Annotated in this window: 21 protein-coding genes; 5 read left to right on the top strand and 16 right to left on the bottom strand. The window is 37.8% G+C overall.

What is annotated here, in order from left to right:
- Positions 1-7: 7 nt before the first annotated feature.
- Positions 8-4579 carry a glycoside hydrolase family 95 protein gene (locus ACSAMO_RS01005; protein WP_499209606.1) on the bottom strand — a complete coding sequence of 1524 codons (4572 nt, stop codon included), beginning with the start codon at positions 4577-4579 and terminating at the stop codon, positions 8-10.
- 157 nt (positions 4580-4736) lie between these two features.
- Here ACSAMO_RS01005 and ACSAMO_RS01000 point away from each other — a divergent pair, with 157 nt between their 5' ends.
- Complete coding sequence (locus ACSAMO_RS01000) at positions 4737-5564, top strand: helix-turn-helix domain-containing protein (protein ID WP_499209605.1); 828 nt, start codon at positions 4737-4739, stop codon at positions 5562-5564.
- 28 nt (positions 5565-5592) lie between these two features.
- Here the strand turns inward: ACSAMO_RS01000 and ACSAMO_RS00995 are convergent, their stop codons facing one another.
- The 11 genes from ACSAMO_RS00995 to ACSAMO_RS00945 form a co-directional block, all read right to left on the bottom strand.
- On the bottom strand, positions 5593-6021 hold the full coding sequence (locus ACSAMO_RS00995; protein ID WP_499209604.1) for an S-layer homology domain-containing protein: 429 nt from the start codon (positions 6019-6021) through the stop codon (positions 5593-5595).
- Positions 6022-6160: 139 nt separating this feature from the next.
- A complete protein-coding gene (locus tag ACSAMO_RS00990; RefSeq protein WP_499209603.1) occupies positions 6161-8794 on the bottom strand; it encodes a glycosyl hydrolase 53 family protein in 2634 nt (877 codons plus the stop codon).
- Positions 8795-8814: 20 nt separating this feature from the next.
- Positions 8815-9735 carry an ROK family protein gene (locus tag ACSAMO_RS00985; protein WP_443707466.1) on the bottom strand — a complete coding sequence of 307 codons (921 nt, stop codon included), beginning with the start codon at positions 9733-9735 and terminating at the stop codon, positions 8815-8817.
- A gap of 132 nt (positions 9736-9867) precedes the next feature.
- On the bottom strand, positions 9868-10296 hold the full coding sequence (locus tag ACSAMO_RS00980; RefSeq protein ID WP_443707467.1) for a flavodoxin: 429 nt from the start codon (positions 10294-10296) through the stop codon (positions 9868-9870).
- Between the two features lie 49 nt (positions 10297-10345).
- Positions 10346-10915 (bottom strand): DUF3793 family protein, encoded by a 570-nt coding sequence (locus ACSAMO_RS00975; protein ID WP_499209602.1) that lies wholly within the window; start codon positions 10913-10915, stop codon positions 10346-10348.
- 49 nt (positions 10916-10964) lie between these two features.
- Positions 10965-11255 carry a DUF2325 domain-containing protein gene (locus ACSAMO_RS00970; RefSeq protein ID WP_022229091.1) on the bottom strand — a complete coding sequence of 97 codons (291 nt, stop codon included), beginning with the start codon at positions 11253-11255 and terminating at the stop codon, positions 10965-10967.
- 126 nt (positions 11256-11381) lie between these two features.
- Positions 11382-12554 carry a D-alanyl-D-alanine carboxypeptidase family protein gene (locus ACSAMO_RS00965; RefSeq protein ID WP_499209601.1) on the bottom strand — a complete coding sequence of 391 codons (1173 nt, stop codon included), beginning with the start codon at positions 12552-12554 and terminating at the stop codon, positions 11382-11384.
- Between the two features lie 92 nt (positions 12555-12646).
- Positions 12647-12814 (bottom strand): hypothetical protein, encoded by a 168-nt coding sequence (locus ACSAMO_RS00960; RefSeq protein ID WP_443707470.1) that lies wholly within the window; start codon positions 12812-12814, stop codon positions 12647-12649.
- A gap of 22 nt (positions 12815-12836) precedes the next feature.
- Positions 12837-14027, bottom strand: coding sequence for a sodium/glutamate symporter (gene gltS, locus ACSAMO_RS00955; RefSeq protein ID WP_499210113.1), 1191 nt, complete (start codon positions 14025-14027; stop codon positions 12837-12839).
- A gap of 22 nt (positions 14028-14049) precedes the next feature.
- Positions 14050-14988, bottom strand: coding sequence for a TAXI family TRAP transporter solute-binding subunit (locus ACSAMO_RS00950; protein ID WP_499209600.1), 939 nt, complete (start codon positions 14986-14988; stop codon positions 14050-14052).
- Between the two features lie 656 nt (positions 14989-15644).
- Positions 15645-15980, bottom strand: a complete 336-nt coding sequence (locus tag ACSAMO_RS00945) for a winged helix-turn-helix transcriptional regulator (RefSeq protein WP_294668474.1) — start codon at positions 15978-15980, stop codon at positions 15645-15647.
- A 303-nt stretch (positions 15981-16283) separates the two neighbouring features.
- Here ACSAMO_RS00945 and ACSAMO_RS00940 point away from each other — a divergent pair, with 303 nt between their 5' ends.
- The 4 genes from ACSAMO_RS00940 to ACSAMO_RS00925 all read left to right on the top strand — a co-directional run bounded on the left by ACSAMO_RS00940 (position 16284) and on the right by ACSAMO_RS00925 (position 18286).
- On the top strand, positions 16284-17117 hold the full coding sequence (locus ACSAMO_RS00940) for a nuclear transport factor 2 family protein (RefSeq protein ID WP_499209599.1): 834 nt from the start codon (positions 16284-16286) through the stop codon (positions 17115-17117).
- Positions 17118-17183: 66 nt separating this feature from the next.
- A complete protein-coding gene (locus tag ACSAMO_RS00935; protein WP_499210112.1) occupies positions 17184-17507 on the top strand; it encodes a tyrosine-type recombinase/integrase in 324 nt (107 codons plus the stop codon).
- Between the two features lie 137 nt (positions 17508-17644).
- A complete protein-coding gene (locus ACSAMO_RS00930) occupies positions 17645-17839 on the top strand; it encodes a hypothetical protein (protein ID WP_022229100.1) in 195 nt (64 codons plus the stop codon).
- A gap of 42 nt (positions 17840-17881) precedes the next feature.
- Positions 17882-18286 (top strand): SLOG family protein, encoded by a 405-nt coding sequence (locus ACSAMO_RS00925; protein WP_499209598.1) that lies wholly within the window; start codon positions 17882-17884, stop codon positions 18284-18286.
- A gap of 141 nt (positions 18287-18427) precedes the next feature.
- Here the strand turns inward: ACSAMO_RS00925 and ACSAMO_RS00920 are convergent, their stop codons facing one another.
- The 4 genes from ACSAMO_RS00920 to ACSAMO_RS00905 are packed head-to-tail and all read right to left on the bottom strand — an operon-like array spanning position 18428 to position 21399.
- A complete protein-coding gene (locus ACSAMO_RS00920; RefSeq protein WP_499209597.1) occupies positions 18428-19060 on the bottom strand; it encodes an L-2-amino-thiazoline-4-carboxylic acid hydrolase in 633 nt (210 codons plus the stop codon).
- Entirely contained in the window at positions 19057-19899 is an 843-nt protein-coding gene (locus ACSAMO_RS00915; protein WP_499209596.1) for a class I SAM-dependent methyltransferase, read from the bottom strand. The genes ACSAMO_RS00920 and ACSAMO_RS00915 overlap by 4 nt, the downstream gene beginning before the upstream one ends.
- Entirely contained in the window at positions 19889-20509 is a 621-nt protein-coding gene (locus ACSAMO_RS00910; RefSeq protein ID WP_499209595.1) for a class I SAM-dependent methyltransferase, read from the bottom strand. Before ACSAMO_RS00910 ends, ACSAMO_RS00915 begins: the two co-directional genes overlap by 11 nt.
- Before the next feature lie 26 nt (positions 20510-20535).
- Entirely contained in the window at positions 20536-21399 is an 864-nt protein-coding gene (locus ACSAMO_RS00905) for an MBL fold metallo-hydrolase (protein ID WP_499209594.1), read from the bottom strand.
- Positions 21400-21407: the final 8 nt, after the last annotated feature.

Below are 21407 nucleotides of genomic sequence, written 5' to 3'. Positions count from 1 at the left end.
ATAACAATTATTCAGTGAATATATATGTTTCTCCTGCACTTGCATTTTCAATAGTATACTTGCCGTCTACAAACTTTATATTCTCACCGTTTAATTTTAATATATTATCTTTTTCGTAACCGATTGTAATATTACCGTCAACAGTCGGTGTAATCTTTATTTCCGTTGCTTTATTATCACTCCATTTAATAGATACTTCTGCACCGTTTTTAGCCTTAATACCGCTTATTTCACCGCTATTCCATTCTGTAGGCAATGCAGGAAGTATGTAAACAGTTCCCGTCTGTGACTGCATAAGAAGTTCCATAACACCTGCCGCCGAACCGAAATTACCGTCTATCTGGAACGGTGCGTGTGTATCAAACAAATTAGCATATGTTTTTTGTGCTAATTGATAACGGAATAATTCAAGTGCTTTATCGCCGTCAAGACATCTCGCCCAAAGTAAGAATTTATTCGAGCATGACCAACCTGTTGAATCATCACCTCTGTTTTCAAGTACTACTTTCGCACCGTTTAACAATTCCGGTGTGTCACGATTTATAAGTGTTCCCGGGTACAAACCAACAAGATGTGAAATATGTCTGTGTACAGGGTCACCCAACGTTTTTCCGTTTGCGTCTGTATTATAGCTTGTTTCTTCTTTCCATTCCTTAATCTGTCCGTCACCACCTATTTCCACAGGTATTTCAAGATGATTTCTTATTTCTTTCCACGCACTCACCTTATCGGTATCAACACCTAATATTTCTGCCGCTTTTATAGTATAATCGTACATACCCGCAACAAGCTGTAAGTCATATTTTATACCTTCCTCTGTTGGTCCTTGCTCCGGTGAACGACCTTCCCAAGTAGTATAATAATATCCGTCAGGATACTTCTCAGTATCTGTTGTAGTTCTGCGTTGATTTTGATACAAATACTGCGTATAGAAATTTGCCGCTTTTCGCATTATCGGATATAATTCGTCCGCCAAAAGTTGTTTATCGCCCGAAGTCTGATACAAATCCCACAGATTATACATAAGCCATGCGGTATTACCTGCCGACTGAATATTTGTTGAGCCTGTCATATCTGTTGTACCCATTATCGCTTGCTTTGTGTGCATAATAAATACATCATCTTTATCATCTGTACTGTCTGCAAACGTCATCTTGCCGTTTTCAAACGTATACGATTTCGGAGTAACTTTATACATATTTTTAGCCGTTATACGTCCTGCCGGAATTTGTGAATTAAACCAACCTATAAGTGATTTACCGCTGTCAAGAAGATTTGCACCGCCTGCAAACCAATAGTTCATTTCCATATTGATATTAATACAGTAACACGAACCCCATATTTCAGCGGTTGACTGACACCACTTACCTTGAAGTGTTGACGGCATAGTTGTAGAACGCGATGATGAAATCATTAAATATCTTGCATAATTGTAATGAAGTTCTTCAAGGTGCTTATTTAGATTTGCATACGCACTTTCATCATATGAAACGACTGTCTTATTATCAACAGATTTTGTGGTTACTGTGTTTTTATATGATAATTGCAATTCATTTGTAGGTACTGAACATATTTCATTATTATCCGTCAAACTAAATTGTACTTTGTCGAATTGCTCTTTATAATCTTTTATATGTTCATTTTTCAATTCTTCATAAGTTAATTCAGACGCACCTTGTATTCTTTTTTCTGCTTTTCTGACAGCCGCTTTAACTCCTTGTGTATTCTTATACGGTGTTTTTGACATATTGACAGTTCCGTCTGCATTAAGTTCAAAATGAGTCGGGTCATAATCTGTTGCCGCCGCTACAAGTATTGTTACACCTGTACTGTCAGATACATTAACTGAATTATATCCGTCTGTCACTGTACCGTCATCGGCAATAACTTTTATAATGGTGCAATATTCCAAATCGGATTCTTGATTCCATGCCGCATTACCGCCCGATGAATACGGTTCACTGTCTTTTAATTTACCGACAATTTTAATCTCACCGTTATTTACGGTTACATTACCCGAGTGCATTGAAACAGGTTTTACGTCAAACTTCAAATCATCACCTGTGTAACGGAATACAAGTACTTCTTTAGGATAGCTTGCGAAATATTCTCGATTGAAATTTTTATTATCATATTCGTATCTCACATGAGCAACAGATTCGTCAATGTTGAGGTCACGGTAATAATTATTGACAGTCGCACCTTTCGGCATATTGAAATCAACAAAAATATTACCGACGCTCATATAACCGTTTATGCCTTCACTCATTTTACTGTTTACAGTATTTGAATTAACTTCTGTTTGAGTTCCTCTGTATCCTGCCGCCCAGAAAGTTTCTTCATTAATCTGAATTTGGTCTTTGTCAGGAAGTCCGAAAATCATACCGCCCATATATCCGTTTCCGATAGGCAATGCTTGTTGCTCCCAATCCGCACCGTCACGAGCGTAGATACTGTTATTTGCCCCATTGGCACTTGCAAGAAACGCACCTGTCTTGTACCATAGTGCATTATCGGCAGTTGCACCTTGATAATTATTGTCATATGTATAATTTACATTCAAAGTTGATACATCAACTAAATTCGGATCAATTCCATACGGTACACTACTTGGTGATATGACACCTGCACCCATACCAAGTCCCGATTTTGCACCTGTCAACCAATCGGAAACAAGCGGAATATTGGAATATTCACCTGTTGTTGTATTAAATATTTCATCTGATACAACTTCACCGATTTCACTTTCATCATTTCCACCTATCTCTGTAAACACTGTTGCTAAAGGCGTCATACTATTAAAATCACTCCACAATAAAATCTTTATATCAGTTCCGTTTATTATTTTTATATCCGATAAGTCAATTTTATTTTTCCCTTTTTTAAGTTTCACTGCTTTATCGTTTATTTGCTTTAATATTCCGTCTTTATATTGAGCTATTATAAGTGTTGTATTCGTTTCGCTTTCGCTCTTATTTTGCATTACAATAGCTGTATTCAAGTTTTCGTCAATTTTTGTGACCTTTACAATATCATATTCATTATCGCTTGTTGAATACTCATCATCTGCTTTTGCTATATATACCTTTACGAATGATGCTTTTTCAAAAGCAATATCAGTGTTTATCTTCTGTACTCCGTCAGTCAATTCACCGATAGCAATTTTGTTTTCTTTGATTAGCTTTTTATTTTCATCAAATACTTTCACAACGGCAATATAGTCGTTTGTACTGTCGATTTTTTTATCAACAATTATTCCGTCTATACCTCTTGCATTTTTTACATCTGTTTCACCGTTTTTCAATAACAGCCCTTTTACTTCATACGGACAATTTTCAGAATTGTTTGTTCTGACTGTCACTTCAAATTCATCAGTTACTTCCGACGTTTGAACAGATGATACGGTAAGCGTTGCTTTGATTTTCACAATACCGTCAGCGGCACTGTCTGAAACAGTAAGTGTGCCGTCGTTTGATATTGACACTCCTTCTGTATTATCGACTATCTCCCATTTTGTATCACGAGCAGGAATAACCACACCGTCTGCGATTGGAATTGCCATATACTTTGATGTTCCGCTATGTACGACTTCATCACCGTAAATTTCAACTGCATTCGCATTGCCGAGTGACTTAAGTACTAAATTTATAGATTTTTTTATTCCGCCACATTCTGCCGAAACTGTTACTGTTCCGGCAGTTGCAGACGGAGTAATTGAGAGAGAACCATTATTATCTATTGATACACCGTTATATCCGTTTACCGAATAAGTGATATTTGCCGTTGTATCCTCACTTCCTTTTGAAACAATCTCTGATTTGTCTTTTTCTGTTGTAATGCTCTTATAAACTTTCGCAGTATACTGAACTGTTTGATTTTCTGACGTTATATACTTTTCAGTTGTGTCAGATGTAATTTCCAACATATCTGCCGTATCTGCTATTTCAATTTTTGAAATTGCTATTGAGCTCCATTTTCCAAAAGCAAAATCAATCTGCGATGTTTGATTAGATAATTTTACTGTTGTTGTGTACCACTTATCAAATTCACAATTTGATTGTACATCTATTTTTTCACCGTCGATTGACATTGTGTTTTCATTACCGGCACTTCTATTTGTACTTCCGTTGTTAGTCGAAGTCGGTTTTGCATATGTTATCTTTACATATTTGCCCGACTCTATCGGATTGTCAAATTTAAGCGTCATTGATGTGTTACTGTTTCCGCCTGTCCCCATAAACAAATAATAACCGTTATCGCTAAGTCCCATTCCAAGCGGATAATATCCTGTTCCAGTTTTAGTTGTTGAGTTCATTATTGCAACATTACTATAGTTTGAACCGCTTGTTGATATGCTCAATCCCGTATCGGCAATCTTTGTTTCAGATAATGATGATGTATTAAATGCTTTTGCCTGATTAAACGTACTGCCAAATGTATATGTTGACTTTTCTAACATTACATTATAAGTTTCATTTGTTTTTTCAGCCGGCATTTTCTCTGCTTTTACAGGTAATATACCTATTGAAGTGTAAAGCATTGACACCGACAGTATACATGAAATCAATTTCTTCTTCATCGTTTATTCCTCCATAAACATTTTATCTGTTAATTGTATTTTAACATAACCAATATCAATTTGTGTATCTAAAAGTCACATCTTTTTATCAAAAAGTCAGATTTATATATTTACAAAACAATAAATATTTCTTATAATACTTTTAGAGGTGATATATATGGGAGAAAATCCACACAGTCAAAATCAACTGCTCAATCAATACATTTCAAAATTAGAAATAAGATTTATTTTAATAGACAACGGCTTATGTCCCGATTGGTCAAGAGAAGAACATACTCGTATGAGAGATTGTTTTTATTTAATATTAGACGGTCAAGGTAAAATAACGGTAAACGGTAAAGAATTTTATCCAAATAAAGGCGATATGGTACTGTTGCCGAAAAATTCAAGGGTATCGCTATACTCCCAAAACGAAACTTGCTACAATAAATATTGGTGTGATTTTTTTGCAACAATTAACGGCAAGTCGCTATTTGATATAATTGATTTCCCGTATGTTGTTCATATTGAAAATCCGGATTATGTAAAATCGCTCTTTAATAAATTAAGCGAACTCAGATTAAAAAATGACGCAGTATCTGCTCTGATGATAAAATCAATTTTGATTGAGCTTTTAGCAATATTTTTGAGTTTCGATAAAGCTAAACCACACAATGAAATACAAGATGATGAATTTGTCAAATTTATAAATGACTATATCAAAAATCATATTCACGAAAAAATTTCCGTAAAGTCCCTTTCAAATTTAATGGGATTTAATGAGAAATACTTTATATCGATTTTTAATAAACATTTCGGCATAACTCCCGCACTTTACATTAAACATATGCGTTTGGAAACCGCCAAATATGATTTACTGTATACAGACCATTCTATCGCCTTTATAGCCGATACAATAGGCTTTTCCACAATTCAAAAGCTATCTAAAGATTTTAAAGAATATACAGGCTTTACGCCAACCGAATTCAGAAAAACATTCAAATAGACCCAGCATTTTTGATGGGTCTATTATTTTAATCGTTAAAATTTTCTACAAACCGCATAAATACCGCTGCCGCCTCTGCTCTTGTGGCATTGTCTTTCGGATTAAGTGTTATGTCTGTTTTTCCGACCATTAATCCACTGCCTGCCGCCCATTGCATTGACGGAATTGCATATTCAGAAATATCGTTATAATCATCATATGAAAGTATATTTGTGTTATCTCCCACTTGTGTATCTATCTTCTTGTAATTTGCGTATCTGTACAAAATCGCTGCCATTTGTTCTCTTGTAATATCTGCGTTAGGATCAAATTCTGTTGCCGATATTCCTGCCACTATACCGTTAGTGCTTGCCCAAGCAACTGCTTTTTCATAATATGCACCGCTTGGAACATCTTCAAATTTACATTCGCCTTCCTCATTTTCACCGTCTATTCTATGTAGAATAGCAACAAACATTGCTCTTGAAAGGTTTGTGTTCGAAAAAAAAGATAGCACAAAACAGCCATCATACCATTCTATGCTATTATATAAAAAAGCGACACTTATTAATACAAGTGTCGCTAAAACCTGTCGACATTTTGTTGACAGGCTCTTTTTATCTTTCAACAGTCTTACTTTCTACATTACACAACGGTTTTAAATTTCTGTTCCACAACATCGCCTTTATCGTGTAACTCTTGCTTTCGTTTTTGATATTTATATTATCTCTGTTTTTGTCGCTTATCGCAACCACATTACCTCTGTCATCATATACGGCAACATAAAACTTTGCATTTGCAATATCTGTTCTGTATTCAACATCATACTTTAACATTGAATTTTCTATCGTACCGTCTACTTTTGAGATATAGTTCTTACTGTCGGCTTCTGTTCCGTCAGCATATGTTTCAAAATTAATATTCTCTACAAATACGCCGTAATACGGTGCGTCCGGCGTATATTTTTCCGTATAGCCTTTAGCCGAAATATCAAATTTATTCTCTTTCGGATATGGCACAGACACGATGTATTTACCGAATCTGTCAGTGGAAACGTTATATTTTTCACCGTTTACCGTAAATGTTATTTCTGTATTTTTAACAATGCCTTTATCATTGCTGACTGTACCTGTTATATTAATTTTGTCGCTTGCGTTTGTATTGTATTTCATCGCCTTTTGTCCTTCAACTGCTTTTCCGTCAAAATCAAATATAGTCGAATTCGGCACAACATTGCCTTGAGTTGTATCGGTTGCCTCATCTATCGCCCAACCGATTTTACCCGTTCCGCCGTCATATACCATTACCGGATCCCAATACAAATCACCTATACATCTGCCGCCAAGCACCTGTTTCAGCTTTGCATACAATTCCGTCAAAAACGCTCTTTGTCCCGATTGAGTTTCACCGTAAATATTTTGATAATATCCACTGTCCTGAAGTTGACCGTCCCAACCGTCAGGCTTTGTTTCGTTCCAGTTGTAACCCGTTTCCATTATTATAACATCTTTATCATAACGATTTATAAGTGTATTGAATTCATTCACAACATCATCAATCGAAATAGACTTAGTGTAATACGGATAATACGAAACACCGATTACGTCAAAATCAATATTTGCAAGCGCATTAATAAAGGTCTTTCTTCTGCTCAAAAGTTCACCGCCGTGGTCACTGTGAAGAACAATTTTACTTTCCGGTGACGTTTCGCGAACAGCCCTTGCACCTGCATTTACAAAACGGGTAAGATAATCACTTTTGTTGTAGAACCCGTTATTGTTCTTATGGTTGTTGTAAAGCAATCCGTACTGCATTTCGTTACCTATCGAAACATATTCAGGACAAGTTCCCTGTTCGATTAATTTAAGCATCATATCCTTTGTAAATTCGTATATTTTACCCTCAAGATATGTTGCAAGCTCATCACCCGTTAGATTATTTTCCTCAATATACGGACGCCAATCATATGGAATAAGCTGATTTTCACCGTCCGACCAAGTATCAGAATATGCAAATGTAAATTCTATCTGCATACCTTTATCCTTTGCACGTCTTGCCATTGCCAGACAGTCGTCGGGATCTTGATAGCCTTCAGGCAAATAATACTCGTTTCCGTGACCTTTTCCCGGATTGTTTAAAACTCTGATTCTTGCAAAATTAAAGCCGTTTTCAGCCATAATTTGAAGTGCATCACCCTCTTGACCGTTTTCGTCATAGAATTTGCCGCCCCTGTCTTCTACATATGTAAGCTTTGAAATTTCTCCGCCTTTTAAGAAAGGTATTCTGCTCTCCTCCGACTTTGCAAAAGACAATTTGTCAAGAGTAAGAGTTTGCGAGCCTTTTATATAAAGTCCTATATCACATTTTCCGTCCTCTACGATAATTCCCGGCACTGTAACCTTGCTCTCATTGTCACTTATCGGTATTGACGTTGACGCCATTGTGTGACCGTTTGTTTTGGCATACAAATAGCAAATACCGTCCGTTGTGTCGTTAGTCAAATACGCATTTAGTGTATATGTTCCGTTTTCCATATTTCCGACCGTTTGACTGATTTGCGCCTCGTAATCTGTACCGCTTGCGTTTAACCTGCCGTCAGATACTGTCATATTTTCACTGTTTGTAATAGTCCAATTTACATCACCGTCAGAAAATGACGCATTTTTTATTGTATTATCATCATCGCCTATTACAATCTTCGGTGCATTACCGCTGTTTGTACATGAACCGATGTTCCAGTTTGTGTTGTTGTTCTGCGACTTAACGTCTATTCTAAACGCAACATTTTCCTTATCCTTGATTGATTTTATATAGTCTGTCACATCAATTTTAAATTCACCTGTATTTGATGGTGATGTGAACGACATAATTTCTTTTTCGGTATATGTCGGTGCAACAGTGTATTGCATACCGTTTTCAAAAGCCGAATAATCAGCCTCATATAAGTATGCCGTTCCCGAATTTGTGACAGAAGTTGTATCGAGTACAAGTTCTGCCTTGCCTACATTTTCCGCATTGAAATTTTCAGGCAATTCAAAACCCATATATGCCGCCGTTTCCCATCCTGACCAACCGTGAATACGCAAATCATACGTTGTACTGTCGCTTTCGGTCGCTCGCCATTGTGCTGTTTTGACTGCAGTTATTGCTGTATTGCTTGTCGGTTTGTCACTTTTCTCCGCAAAAGACGTAACCGCAAACATATTGCATAGCATAGCTGCCGTTGTTAGTAAGGTAAATAATTTTTTCATTTCCTTCTCCTTATATTTAATTAATATAATGCCGCACCGACGATACCTGCATCGTTAAACAATTCTGCCGCGGTTATTTCGGTTTTATCAAGGTATTTATTATAATCATACTTATAAACAAATTCTCTTACTCTGCTTATAAACGGCTCACCCTCTCGGCTGATACCGCCGCCGATTACAACCTTTTTCGGTTGGAATATATTAATTACATTCACCAATCCCTCTGCAACGTATTCAATATATTTTTCTACAACCTTTAATGCGGTTTCATCGCCTTTATCAGCCGCACGAAAAGCCGTTTGTCCGTTTATAACTGTTTCTTTTGACATTATGCTTTCGGGATTATTTTTTATCGCAGCTTTTGTCTGTGCAACAAGTGCGGTAGCTGACGCATATTTTTCCCAACACCCTTTTCGACCGCACGAGCATTGTACACCGTCTTTTATCAACGTAGTATGACCGATTTCACCGCCTGCACCGTTAAAACCGTTATATATCTTGCCGTTTATTATAATCCCGGAGCCTATTCCCGTTCCGAGAGTTATACAAATAAAGCTATCCGCCTTACTTCCCGAGGCGATATATTCGCCGTATGCCGCTGCATCGGCATCATTTAATATTTTAACCGATACACCGCACTTTTCCTCAATCGGCTTTACACTTACTTTATCAAAATTAAGATTGCACGCAAACATAATCATTCCCTTTTCGGAATCAACCGTTCCGGGTACGCCTATACCTATTTTTTCAACCTGTGATAATTTAATATTGCTTTCATCACAAATTTTTTCGCACAAATCGGCGATATTATCAATTATCGCACTTTCCCCACGTTCAACCTCTGTCGGCACTGATATTTTCTTAAATATTTTACCGTTTTCGTCAACCAAGCCTCCGGCAATATTCGTACCGCCCAAATCTATTCCTATATAATACTTCATTTTCTCCACTTCCTCTTTTTTGTTATATTATATTCTAAATGCTAAAAAAAAACAAGCTTTTACTAGCAAAAAAATCTGAGCAAACCAAATACGATTTACTCAGATTTTTTCTCTTAGGGAAGTCTATTTAAATTATAGCGCTGCTACAATTTTACCTAATCCGTTACACGATGTAACTGCGTCATCATCAGGCGAATCATTTGCGATTACGCTTTCATATGCAAGTTTTGCACCCGAATCTGTAACTCGTTTTTCCCATTCACGCATCCATTCGCCGTCACCCCAACCGTATGAGCCGAACAATGCTACATTTTTACCCGAAAGATTACCCTCAAGTTCTGCGAAAAACGGTTCAAATTCGCCCTCTTCAAGTTCTTCAGCACCCATTGCCGGACAGCCCAAAATCAAGTTATCATAAGACTTTGCCTCATCAGCTGTTATTTGGTCGACTGAAAATAGTTTTGTATCTGCATTAACCTCTTTTGCACCTTCAAATATTGCATTTGCCATTACCTCGGTATTACCTGTACCACTCCAATAAATAATTGCTGTTTTGCTCATTTGTATGAACCTCCTCAAAAAATAATTATTAACAAACTGCCCTTTGCAGTTATGCTATACAAAATAAATCTGTTAGAGTTCTTCCCTCATTAATTCTTTTAATTACTGCCTTACGGCATTTATTATAACGACAGAATAATTTTTTTGCTTGCTCTGTGTTCTCATAAACTTTCCATTCACCTGTCAAAAGACAGCCTTGGTGTTTATGATTTATAAAACCGTATATATCATGCAAAGGATAACCGAGAAATGCTCCGATTTCGTGCGGAAATTCCTTGTTCATCAATCTTTGTGCATATATCCTTGACTTTAGTATTGCCAAATATTTTGTTAATGAAAACTCTTTCGGATAACCGTTATCGCACAAAAACGATTTTATATCCTCTCTTTGCAGATATTCACACAGTTTCTGCTTTCGATATACCATAACAAGCACACGTTCACCACATTCGCACAAAACATCTATGTAAATATCATTTTTATTAAGCTGTTCATTAAGAGTTTTGACTTGACACGCTATATTCGGATTGTCACTCTTACTGCACGAGGCTATATTAGACGGTTTTATACCCGCAAATGCCGGTGCACAATGATATGCTAAAATATATTCTGTCGGCATAAATTTTCTCCTTTATAATTAGTTTAGACTAACCCAATATTAAAAAAATTTATACTGCTTTGCAGAAACATTCTGTAAGTGCATCATTCAATGCACAAGCACTTGATGAATTACAATGCTTTATAATTGCACCCGACTTTTCAGCCTGACCTGACGCAACTCTTACCATTTTATGTGCTACCGTTCCTGTGAACACAATAACTATATCCGGATTGCCTATCTGATTTTTAAAATCCGCAGGACATTGCGTAAACACTTTACATTTACATCCGAATTTTTTGCATATTTCTTTATATCGGCAGTGCATTCTGTCGTGACCGCCTACTATTACAATACTCACTTAACACACCTCTTATTCTTAGTTAGTATAAACTAACGGCAGATTAAATATATATGGTTAGTTTTCACTAACCATATATATACTACCATACATAAATTATTTTGTCAACAATTTTATTATATTTTTTTAAATCTCGCTGTTTTCTTCTGTATCATTATCGCTTCCGAAGAAAATAGTTGCGAAAAAGTCTTTTATTATAAGTCCTATTCCCTTTTTCTCAACTGTCGACGACGCATTCAAATCAAGATCCGCTATAACTTCACCGTCACGGCTTATTGTCATAGTTCCTATTTTTTGTCCTGCCTCTATCGGTGCGGTAATCGTTTCGTCTATTTTTATTTCCTTGGTAATATTGTCCTCTTGTCCTTTTTTCACAAGCGTTGAGCAGCTGTCCCCTGCAACAACGCCCACTTCTTTGTCTACGCCCTTTTCAACCGCTATTTTCTGCACTTCATCTCCGGCGGTTATTTGTGTGTTTACCGCATAATTTGCAAATCCGTAATCAAGAAGTGATTTTGCTGACGCAAATCTTTCTGCCGAAGTCGGTGCACCGAGTACAACGGCTATAAGCTGCATATCATTTCTTTTTGCCGCCGCACTCAAACAACATAGTGCCTTTGATGTTGAGCCTGTTTTCAGTCCGTTTGCACCGTCATAAAAACGTATCAATTTATTTGTGTTCGCAAGCTGGAACTTTCCACCGCGAAGTGTGTCCATCCATATTGACGTGTAATTGAAAATCGTTTCATGTTTCATCAATTCCCTTGACATTATCGCAACATCTCTTGCACTTGAATAATGGTCATCTTCATCAAGTCCGTTTGTGTTCATAAAATGAGTATTTTCCATACCGAGTTCCTTCGCCTTTTCATTCATCATATCCACAAACGCACTTTCACTGCCTGCAAGATGTTCTGCCATTGCCACACAACCGTCATTCGCACTTGCAACCGCAATACCTTTCAGCATATCATTTACAGTAAGTTGTTCTCCTGTTTCCAAAAACATTGTACTTCCGCCGTAACTCATTGCATTTTCACTTACAGTGACCATATCGTCAAGGCTTATCTTTCCACTGTCAACAGCCTCCATTATAAGGAGCATAGTCATAACTTTTGTAACGCTTGCAATAGGTAATCTCTCATCGGGATTGCTTTCGTAAAGTATATTACCTGTCGATTCTTCCATAAGTATTGCTGATTTTGCATTAAGTCCTAAATCGGTATTGCCTTCGGCAAATACAACAACACTATGCATCATAAAACATACGCAAATAAAAAAGCATATTACTCTCTTCATACTTATATCCTCCGTAAAGTTTTTTCTGTATGAATTTATAATATGCTTTTTATGGTTTTCTATTCATTTTATAAGTAAAATGTGAAAATCTACTATTTATTTTTATGTTTTATATGTATTTCCGGCACTGCCACGTTGTCATATGTAATGGTTTCTGTATCGTCCGTATCGGTTGTTTCTTCTACATCTTCTTTGTCGATATGAACTTCCGGTACTGCAAGATTTTCTGTTTCAACTGTTATAAATGGTTTCTTTTTCATAATAAATCCCTCCATATCACTCTTAGAACAAATTTATAAAGAAAGTTATTGTTAAACTATTTAAAAAGTCTGCAAACATACTGCCTATAATCGGTACAAGCAAGTATGCCTTTACTGACGGCACATATTTTTCTGTAAGTGCCTGCATATTTGCCATTGCATTAGGTGTTGCGCCCATTCCGAAACCGCAAGTACCTGCCGCAAGCACTGCCGCGTCATAATTTCTGCCCATTACGTTAAATAGAACGAAATACGTAAATACAAACATCAACGCAACTTGTCCTGCAAGAAGTATCAATAGCGGAAGTGCCAATGATGCAAGTTGCCATAATTTCAATGTAATCATTGCTATGCCCAAGAATAATGAAAGACATATACCACCTATATCATTTATTTCACCCATATTTACGGTGAAGAGGTTTGTGTGTTCGCTTATGTTTCGCATTGCCGCCGCAACTATCATTGCACCTATGTATATTGGAAATGTCATTCCTGTTTTGCTCAGTGCCCACGAAACAATCGTTCCAAGTCCCATTGCTATGGCAATTTGATATGTTGCAGGTGCATACATACTTACACTTCTCTTGTGTTTCTTTTCATCCTCAACAAGTGTTGCATCATCTTCCATAACGGCAGTTTTTAAAAGGTCGTGCTTTAATATAAGCCGTCTGCCAATAGGACCGCCCATAAGTGAGCCGGCTACTAATCCGAATGTTGCCGCCGCTGTACAAAGTGTTGACGCACCCGAGATTCCTAAGTCCTCAAGTACAGGTCCGAATGCTCCGGCTGTACCGTGTCCGCCGACCATAGGTATTGAGCCTGTGCTAAGTCCTATAAGCGGACTTACTCCGACCAACTTTGCCAACCCTACCGAAACAAGGTTTTGGCTTATAATAAGCACTATTACGCAAACTAAAAATACTACAAGGCTTAGTCCGCCACTTTTCAATACTTTCAAATTAGCTTGAAATCCTACCGACGTAAAAAATATTACCATACATACATTTTTAAGTGTTTCGTCAAATGATATTTCCAAAATTCCTGTCGCATACAGCATACACGAAACAATCGCAAATATCAACCCTCCGACAACAGGTGACGGAATACAAAATGTTTCAAGGAATTTTATTCGTTTTTTCAAAAACGCTCCCAAAAACAATACCGCAACCGCCATACCAAGCGTTTGGTACATATCTAAAGAAATCTGATTCATGTTTTGCATTTCCCCTTTTTATTTATTCTGTTGCAACTTTTATTCCGTTTTCCGCATAATATTCGTTTGCACCTTTGTGAAACGGTATAGTAATATTTTCTGTTGCAAAGTTCATATCGAATGTATTATCTTTGGCAAAATCAAACTTGTAGCTGTTGTCGAAGATCTTTTTTGTGATTGACTTTACTATGTCATCTGCCATCTTGTCACTCGCAATCAGTACCATTTTCACACCGAGTGTCTCAATATCTTCTGTTTGTCCGTCATATGTGTTTGCTTTTATTGTGTATTTTACATATCCGTTGTATTGCTCTGTAAGTCTGTCAGCAACAGTTCCATCAATAGGGATAAACTTTATATCGTCCGAAATTTCTGTTATTGCACGAGTCGGTGTTCCGGCTGTACAGAAAAATGCGTCAAGATTTCCGCTTTTCATTGCTTTTGCTGCGTCAGTGTATGATAAATACTTAGCGTCAACCATACTTTCGTTTAAACCGTATGCCGATAATATTTGTTTTGAATTTTGTAATACACCCGATTCTTTTTCTCCAAGCGACACGCTTTTTCCGTATAAATCGCTTATTGAATTTATATCCGAATCTTTCAATACCGCCACTTGTATCGCCTCTGTATATAACCCGGCAATAGCCGAATAACCTTTGTATTCCTTGTCAAAATATCCTGTTCCGTTGTATGCGTCTTTCATAACATCACTTTGTACAAACGCAATGTCAACATATTCTTGAGATATTAAACGCAAATTTGCTGCAGAACCTGCTGTTTTTCGTACTTTAAAATAAACATCACTGTTGTTGTTTAATATTTCCGATAATTCCGTGCCGTAAGCATAATATGTACCGTTCACATCACCCGTACCAATCTGTACCGTGTTTTTCATCCCGCACCCCGAAAATGCCATTACCGAGATCGCTGTGATTAAAATATATAAAACTTTTTTCATGTTCTCCCTCCATTTCTTTTAACAATTTATTTTAACATATAACAACATTTTTTTCAATATGTTTTAAATACATTTCTACAATAAACTGTAACAGAATAAAAAAACACTCCAAAACCGCAGTAAAATGATTTTGAAGTGTTTTTTATTATTTCCATTTTTATACGCTATCTTTGTTTTTTTATTTAATGAAATTAACAGGATGTCTATATTATATTATAACAATTAGACTTGTTAATGTTATAAGATTATCTCAATCCCCAGTATCCTTTCCCCTTTCCATAAACAGAATAAAATACATCATTGCCTTTAAACACCTCAGAATCAGAAGAATTTCGTTCAATACAAGCTCTTATTCCAGCTTGTTGTTTTTTTAGTTATTGTATTACCAACACCTTTTCATATTCTGCATATATGTCCGAATATGACGCTTTTCCTCCAAGGTTTTTTAATGCTTTTATAGTATTATCCAAAATAGTCATTTCAAAACTCCTTATTTTTTATCACCTATCATAATTTTCACAATATTACTCCAACTCGCTCCTGACAACTGTGACTTAAACGATTTTATATATACCGTTTGGCACAAGTTATAAGAATTATTCAAGAATTACCGTATATCATAATTCCTGTTGTCATTATGTTGTCACACAAAAGTTTTAATTTCCTGTTACGCTGTTTTTGTAGTCCTCGCCCCAGTTCCACATAGCGTCAAGTATCGGTTTGAGACTTTGACCCAATTCCGTCAAAGAATATTCCACTCTTGGCGGAACTTCGGCATATACCTCTCTGTGCACAAGTCCGTTCGCTTCCATATCACGAAGCTGTGCAGTCAACACCTTTTGCGATACCGTACCGATGGATTTTTTCAACTCGCCAAAACGCTTTGTTCCGGGCATTAAATCTCTTAATATCAAAACCTTCCATTTGTCGCCAATCAATGTCAAGGTAGTTTCCACAGGACAAGCCGGAAGTTCTTTTGTTTTCTCGTTCATATGCTACCTCCGCCATAATATCTAATTGTTATTTACAATTTAATTGTACCATACCCCCCTATTGGCCGTCAAGTACATCATAAATCAAAAAAATCTTAAAAAATTTTCAGCGTTTAAAACTCCGAAAGCCCTTGTGTTTACGCATTAGTTTCCGTTCGGTAACCGCCCAATAGTATCTTTCAGGTAACTACGGCACAATATTGTGCTTACTTTACAAGTGATACCGACACTGATATAATAGTGTCAAGAGCTACGAAGAACGGCCGTTTCGTAACTCAAAGCACAGACAAAGAGAAATCCAAAATGAATATTTTTAAGAAAATCTTTGGTAATAACCAAAACGACAAGAAAGAGGTAATCACAATGACAAATACAGAAAAAGCTATTGCACTTATTAACACTTTTGCCACAGGCGATACAGAAAAGGCTTCCGAGCTTCTTGCAGAAAATTACATTCAGCACAATCTCGCATACGACACAGGCAGGGATGCTTTTGTAGGCTCTGTTTCCTACCTTGCTTCAGCTCCCATAAAAACAACTGTAAACAACATTCGTGCTTTTGAGGACGGCGACAAGGTGTTCTTGCAGACAGTTTATAACTTTGCAGGTGTGGGCGAGCAGGTTGCCTTTGACATTTTCCGCTTCGACGAAAACGGCAAAATTGCAGAACATTGGGACAACCTTGCAAACAATGCAGAGCCGAACCCGTCAGGTCACACGCAAACAGACGGCACTATGGAAATCAACGACCTTGATAAGACAGAGTCAAACCGCGGACTCATAAAAAACTTTCTTTATGATGTAATGCAAGGCAATCGTCCCGAAAAAACGCCTGATTACTTTGATGGCGATACTTACATTCAGCATAACACAGGTATTGCCGACGGGCTTTCAGGACTTGGTGCAACACTTGAATCACTCGGCAAACAAGGCATCCAGATGATTTATACTACTGTTCATCAGGTGCTTGCACAGGGCAATTATGTGCTTGCAGTCAGCGAGGGAACTTTCGGCGGAGCACCTACATCTTATTATGATTTGTGGAGAATTGAAAACGGCAAAATTGCAGAACATTGGGATGTAATGGAGACTATTGCCGATAAATCAACTTGGCAGAATCAAAACGGCAAATTCTAATGAGTGTGAGAGTCACGCAAGCCCTTTCTTGCGTGACTTTCTGCATTTATACGGAGGTAATAATGGATTATCTTAACCGCAAAGCTCAAAGCGATTGAACACGGAGGTGGTTTTTTAATTAACCGCAAGGGAAAGTTTATTGAGCCGACTGTTTATGCACGGCGATATAAGGCGATTTTGAAGGAACTCGGCATTCGTGATGTAAAGTTTCATACAACTCGGCATACTTTTGCCACAAGAGCTTTGGAAATCGGAATGGATATAAAAACTCTGTCCGAAATACTCGGACACGCTTCGCCGACAGTAACGCTGAACATATACGCTCACTCTCTGCCGGAACATAAGGCGAAAGAAATGGATCGGCTCGGAAAAATGTATAATCCGTCTTGATAAGCCGTCAAATATTCATAAAATGCCTGAAAATTCAAATAATATGAAGTGTAAATCGTTTAACTATCAGTTTTACGATTTTTTATTTTGTCCAAAAATCGTTGTAATTAAACATTTGACGGAGAAAGGAGTTTTCTGTGGAATATAGCGAGGTTTTATCGTATTTCAAAAATGATATTCGTAATAATCCCGACATTGAGATTATTCTGCTTAAACACGGTTATATGATTTTTTACTGGGATGATGTAGAACATTCATACTATCATATCAGCGAACTTATACAAAGCCCCGAAAAGTTGTATGAGATATTAAATAAAGAATTTGAAAAATAGTTTAATTGCATTGAATTTTCAACAGAAGAAGGAATATTTATTATGGAAAATGAAAAACGATTACACAGGTGCTGCTTTACGGGACATCGCCCGGAAAAATTAAGCCTTTCCGAAAATGAGGTAAAACATCTTTTGGAAAAGGCTATTGACAATGCAATAGCGGACGGATATGTAACTTTTATAACGGGTATGGCAAAAGGTACGGATATATGGGCGGCTGAAATTGTGCTTGAAAAGAAAAAGCGGAATGACGCTCTGCGCCTCATCTGTGCCATACCGCACCCCGATTTTGAGAAACGGCGTGGATTCTTTGAAGAACGGCGGTATAACCGCATATTAAAAAATGCCGATTATGTAACCATAATCAGCGATCACTATTATAGAGCTTGCTATCAAAAACGCAATGAATGGATGGTTGACCGTTCAAGCCTTGTAATTGCCGTTTGAAACGGTCAGCCAAGTGGGACAAAGAACACAATAGATTATGCCGATCGCAAGGATGTTAAAGTTGTTAATGTTTTAGATACAACAATGCAATAAAAACGGCATTATTTACAGTTCCTTTTAAATTCGATTTACAAACAACCGTTAAATCTTCTTTTTATAGCCGCAATCGCAATACGAGCCGCCGGACGCAATGGTATATCGGCGCACAAAATTCGTGGCTCCGCCTGCCTCGCTCATCGTATAATCCAAGCGGCACATTGCAGGCGTCAAATCGAACAGTCCAAGCTCTTTCATCAGCACGCAAATTCCGCACTTTGTAAATCGCCCCTCATAGCCGCTGCCGTCCGAATATTCATAAAAATCCATATTCCACGAGTACGGGTTGCGGTCGGCAGCTTTTAATTCGGCAGTTTTTTTCATTTCTGCAATGTCTTTGGCGGTGAATTTTTTCTTTCCGCTTTGGCGGCAGAGCCACCTCATAAACCTTGTCATCATCGCTTTTGAATAGTATTCGGTAAGTTCGTCAACGCTCGGTCTTTTGGGCATAGAGAGTACAAAAGCACTCAGCATTGCACAGCCGACAATGTTTGTTTTAAACTGATCTCCCTTTTCAAATTCGGGCAGATTACGGATAATGCTTTTGTATCTGCTTTTTGCGTTTTTCGATATTTGTTTGGCTGTGATTTTATTATATCCGAATTCGGAAACAAGATTTTTTCTGAACGATTTTTCAAACAGCACCCACATTCCAAGCGGTATTCCTATATATTTCATTTTGCACCTCCAAAATCAAGACGCACAATCTGCATTTTCATAATATTATCGCCTACGCTTGCTAAAAACTTAAAAAATCTGCCGACAGGCGCATTTTTAAGGTCGCCGTAACCGAGCATATACCCTCTGCTTGAAATGCTCATATCTCTGCTCCATAAGGAAAGCTCTTTCTTTGCGTTCGAAACGGAAAAGTAAGCGCCGACGTCTTTTATCTTTGATTCCTTAAGCCAGGTCTTTGCAATCATCTTTACAGCAGTTTTCCCGGCGGCGTCAAACACCATTCTGCCGCCGCCAAACATATTTGACATAGCCCGAACAAGCCTTTTAACCTGTTCGGTGCGAAAATAATAAAATACGCCTGAGGCAAAAAATACAACTCCGTCCGATGCGTCTATTTCTTCAAACCAGCTTATATCGTTTATATCACACGCTATATTCTTCTCACGCTTGCCGGCAGTCAGCAGCTTATTTCGCACCGTTATAACATCAGGGAAATCAAGGTTGTAGATTTTGCATTTTCCGTTATCACAGCAGCGCCCGGTGTTATCAAGTCCGCAGCCTAAGTTTACAACTGCAGCGTTCGGGTGTGCGTTTAAATAATCCCGAATCTCCCACGCAAGGTCGTTTTGGCGCATCGCAACCTCTAAAAATCCAAATCTTTGCATAAGGCTCTTTGATTTTTCCGCAACATCCGAAAAGTCATAATCAATTTTATCAATCAGTTCGGACGCTGTTTCATCATAATACAATGTGGGATACAGTTCGGAACACATTTTCCGTGCATAAAGCGGAATAATAAGCGTTTCCTGTACAGTGTTCTTTTCAATTTTATATTTCATAGTAACGCTCCTTTTTTATCAACACCGCCGCCGCACAAGGAATCCGTCCTTCACATAAAGTATAGCTTGCTTCTGCATATCCCGCAGCAGCAAAAAAATCTCTATATGTCTCCGGAGTGAATTTTCTCTTAAAGTCAGCTCCGGCTTTTTCGATTGCCTTTGAAGCACCATTGATCTTGCCGTTTTCAGTACGGTTCATATATGTCGGAATAATGATTTTTCCGCCCGGGCGGCATACCCGTTCAAGCTCGTGCAGAGCCTTGTACGGTTCGTCCAGCAAGTGAATCACATTTGCAGCAACTACTGCATCAAAACTATGATCGGGATAATCAAGGTGCATGATGTCCGCTTTTTCAAAATGTACGTTGGCATATTTACGGCACTTTTTCTTTGCTCGCTCCAACATTTTTTCGAAAAAATCCGTTGCAACAAGGCTTTTGCACCGCTGTGCTGTTTCTTTTGTGAGTAATCCGGTGCCGCAGGCACATTCCAAAACCTCATATTCGGGCAGAATCAGATTTTTCACCACAGAGCAAAGTTCCTCATTTGTTTTTCGGTTGATAACATTTGCAAAAACGTCATATACACACGCAACATTATCCCAAAACATAGCTTGCCTCCGTTATTTCAGTTCTCCTATTTCCCTGCTACCTTTAAAAATCCGTTTTTTGCATTTCTCTCCGTATCATCAGACTCATCATAGGCATCGTACGGTGCCGACGGATCATGAACTTTCTTTTTAAACGGTGAACACAGCTTTTCCTTATGTGCAAATGCAAATTCAAAGTTGTCGGTAAAACCTGTATGTCCCGTAATAAACAGCGGCTTAACACACATTTTCTTCAGTTTTTGCTCAAGAATCCCGAGCGATCTCACCGCCAGCTTATTGCTTTCCGCAAGTGCTGAAATAAAGCTGTAACCGCCGTCTGCACCAAACCAAATCGTATCTCCGGTAAACAGATACTTATCATCAATCAAATATACCATATGTCCCCATGTATGACCCGGAACAAGAAATGCGTGGATTTTAATATTGCCTATTTTAAAGGTTTCGCCGTCCTTTAACAGTTGCTTTTTGTTATTTATCGTCACCTGCGGCAACTTATATAGGCGGTGCATAACCCTTCGGCGAACCTCGCCCGTAAGATAACGATTTTCAATTTCTCCGACATAAAGTTTTGCCTTTTTGAACAATCCCAAGCTGTCTGCCTCAACCGCCCCAACGTGGTCGGTGTCCTGATGCGTTATAAGAATATGCCGTATTGATTTTGCGTCAATCCCAAGCCAGCCCATTTTCTCCGCAAGCCTGTCATAGTTGTAGCCTGCGTCAATCATAATTGTTGTTTCACCCTTGCGATAGAAAAATATATTTGCAACCCACTCTCTTACGCAAGCGACATTTTCATCAATCCACCCGGTGTTAAGCGGCTTAAATATCTCTTTTCCGCGGTAAATCCGACTCATTGCCACACGCTGAAATTCTGTTGCTTTTTTTGACATAATATCCC

It is taken from the genome of Ructibacterium sp. SJQ-7 (genome assembly GCF_054696575.1).
This window is presented reverse-complemented; position numbering and strand designations above follow the sequence as displayed.

Excerpts from the sequence above, each read along its gene's own strand:
- ACSAMO_RS01005 (WP_499209606.1), bottom strand. The coding sequence starts at position 4,579 with ATGAAGAAGAAATTGATTTCATGTATACTGTCGGTGTCAATGCTTTAC.
- ACSAMO_RS01000 (WP_499209605.1), top strand. The coding sequence starts at position 4,737 with ATGGGAGAAAATCCACACAGTCAAAATCAACTGCTCAATCAATACATT.
- ACSAMO_RS00995 (WP_499209604.1), bottom strand. The coding sequence starts at position 6,021 with ATGTTTGTTGCTATTCTACATAGAATAGACGGTGAAAATGAGGAAGGC.
- ACSAMO_RS00990 (WP_499209603.1), bottom strand. The coding sequence starts at position 8,794 with ATGAAAAAATTATTTACCTTACTAACAACGGCAGCTATGCTATGCAAT.
- ACSAMO_RS00985 (WP_443707466.1), bottom strand. The coding sequence starts at position 9,735 with ATGAAGTATTATATAGGAATAGATTTGGGCGGTACGAATATTGCCGGA.
- ACSAMO_RS00980 (WP_443707467.1), bottom strand. The coding sequence starts at position 10,296 with ATGAGCAAAACAGCAATTATTTATTGGAGTGGTACAGGTAATACCGAG.
- ACSAMO_RS00975 (WP_499209602.1), bottom strand. The coding sequence starts at position 10,915 with ATGCCGACAGAATATATTTTAGCATATCATTGTGCACCGGCATTTGCG.
- ACSAMO_RS00965 (WP_499209601.1), bottom strand. The coding sequence starts at position 12,554 with ATGAAGAGAGTAATATGCTTTTTTATTTGCGTATGTTTTATGATGCAT.
- ACSAMO_RS00960 (WP_443707470.1), bottom strand. The coding sequence starts at position 12,814 with ATGAAAAAGAAACCATTTATAACAGTTGAAACAGAAAATCTTGCAGTA.
- gltS (WP_499210113.1), bottom strand. The coding sequence starts at position 14,027 with ATGAATCAGATTTCTTTAGATATGTACCAAACGCTTGGTATGGCGGTT.
- ACSAMO_RS00950 (WP_499209600.1), bottom strand. The coding sequence starts at position 14,988 with ATGAAAAAAGTTTTATATATTTTAATCACAGCGATCTCGGTAATGGCA.
- ACSAMO_RS00945 (WP_294668474.1), bottom strand. The coding sequence starts at position 15,980 with ATGAACGAGAAAACAAAAGAACTTCCGGCTTGTCCTGTGGAAACTACC.
- ACSAMO_RS00940 (WP_499209599.1), top strand. The coding sequence starts at position 16,284 with ATGAATATTTTTAAGAAAATCTTTGGTAATAACCAAAACGACAAGAAA.
- ACSAMO_RS00925 (WP_499209598.1), top strand. The coding sequence starts at position 17,882 with ATGGAAAATGAAAAACGATTACACAGGTGCTGCTTTACGGGACATCGC.
- ACSAMO_RS00920 (WP_499209597.1), bottom strand. The coding sequence starts at position 19,060 with ATGAAATATATAGGAATACCGCTTGGAATGTGGGTGCTGTTTGAAAAA.
- ACSAMO_RS00915 (WP_499209596.1), bottom strand. The coding sequence starts at position 19,899 with ATGAAATATAAAATTGAAAAGAACACTGTACAGGAAACGCTTATTATT.
- ACSAMO_RS00910 (WP_499209595.1), bottom strand. The coding sequence starts at position 20,509 with ATGTTTTGGGATAATGTTGCGTGTGTATATGACGTTTTTGCAAATGTT.
- ACSAMO_RS00905 (WP_499209594.1), bottom strand. The coding sequence starts at position 21,399 with ATGTCAAAAAAAGCAACAGAATTTCAGCGTGTGGCAATGAGTCGGATT.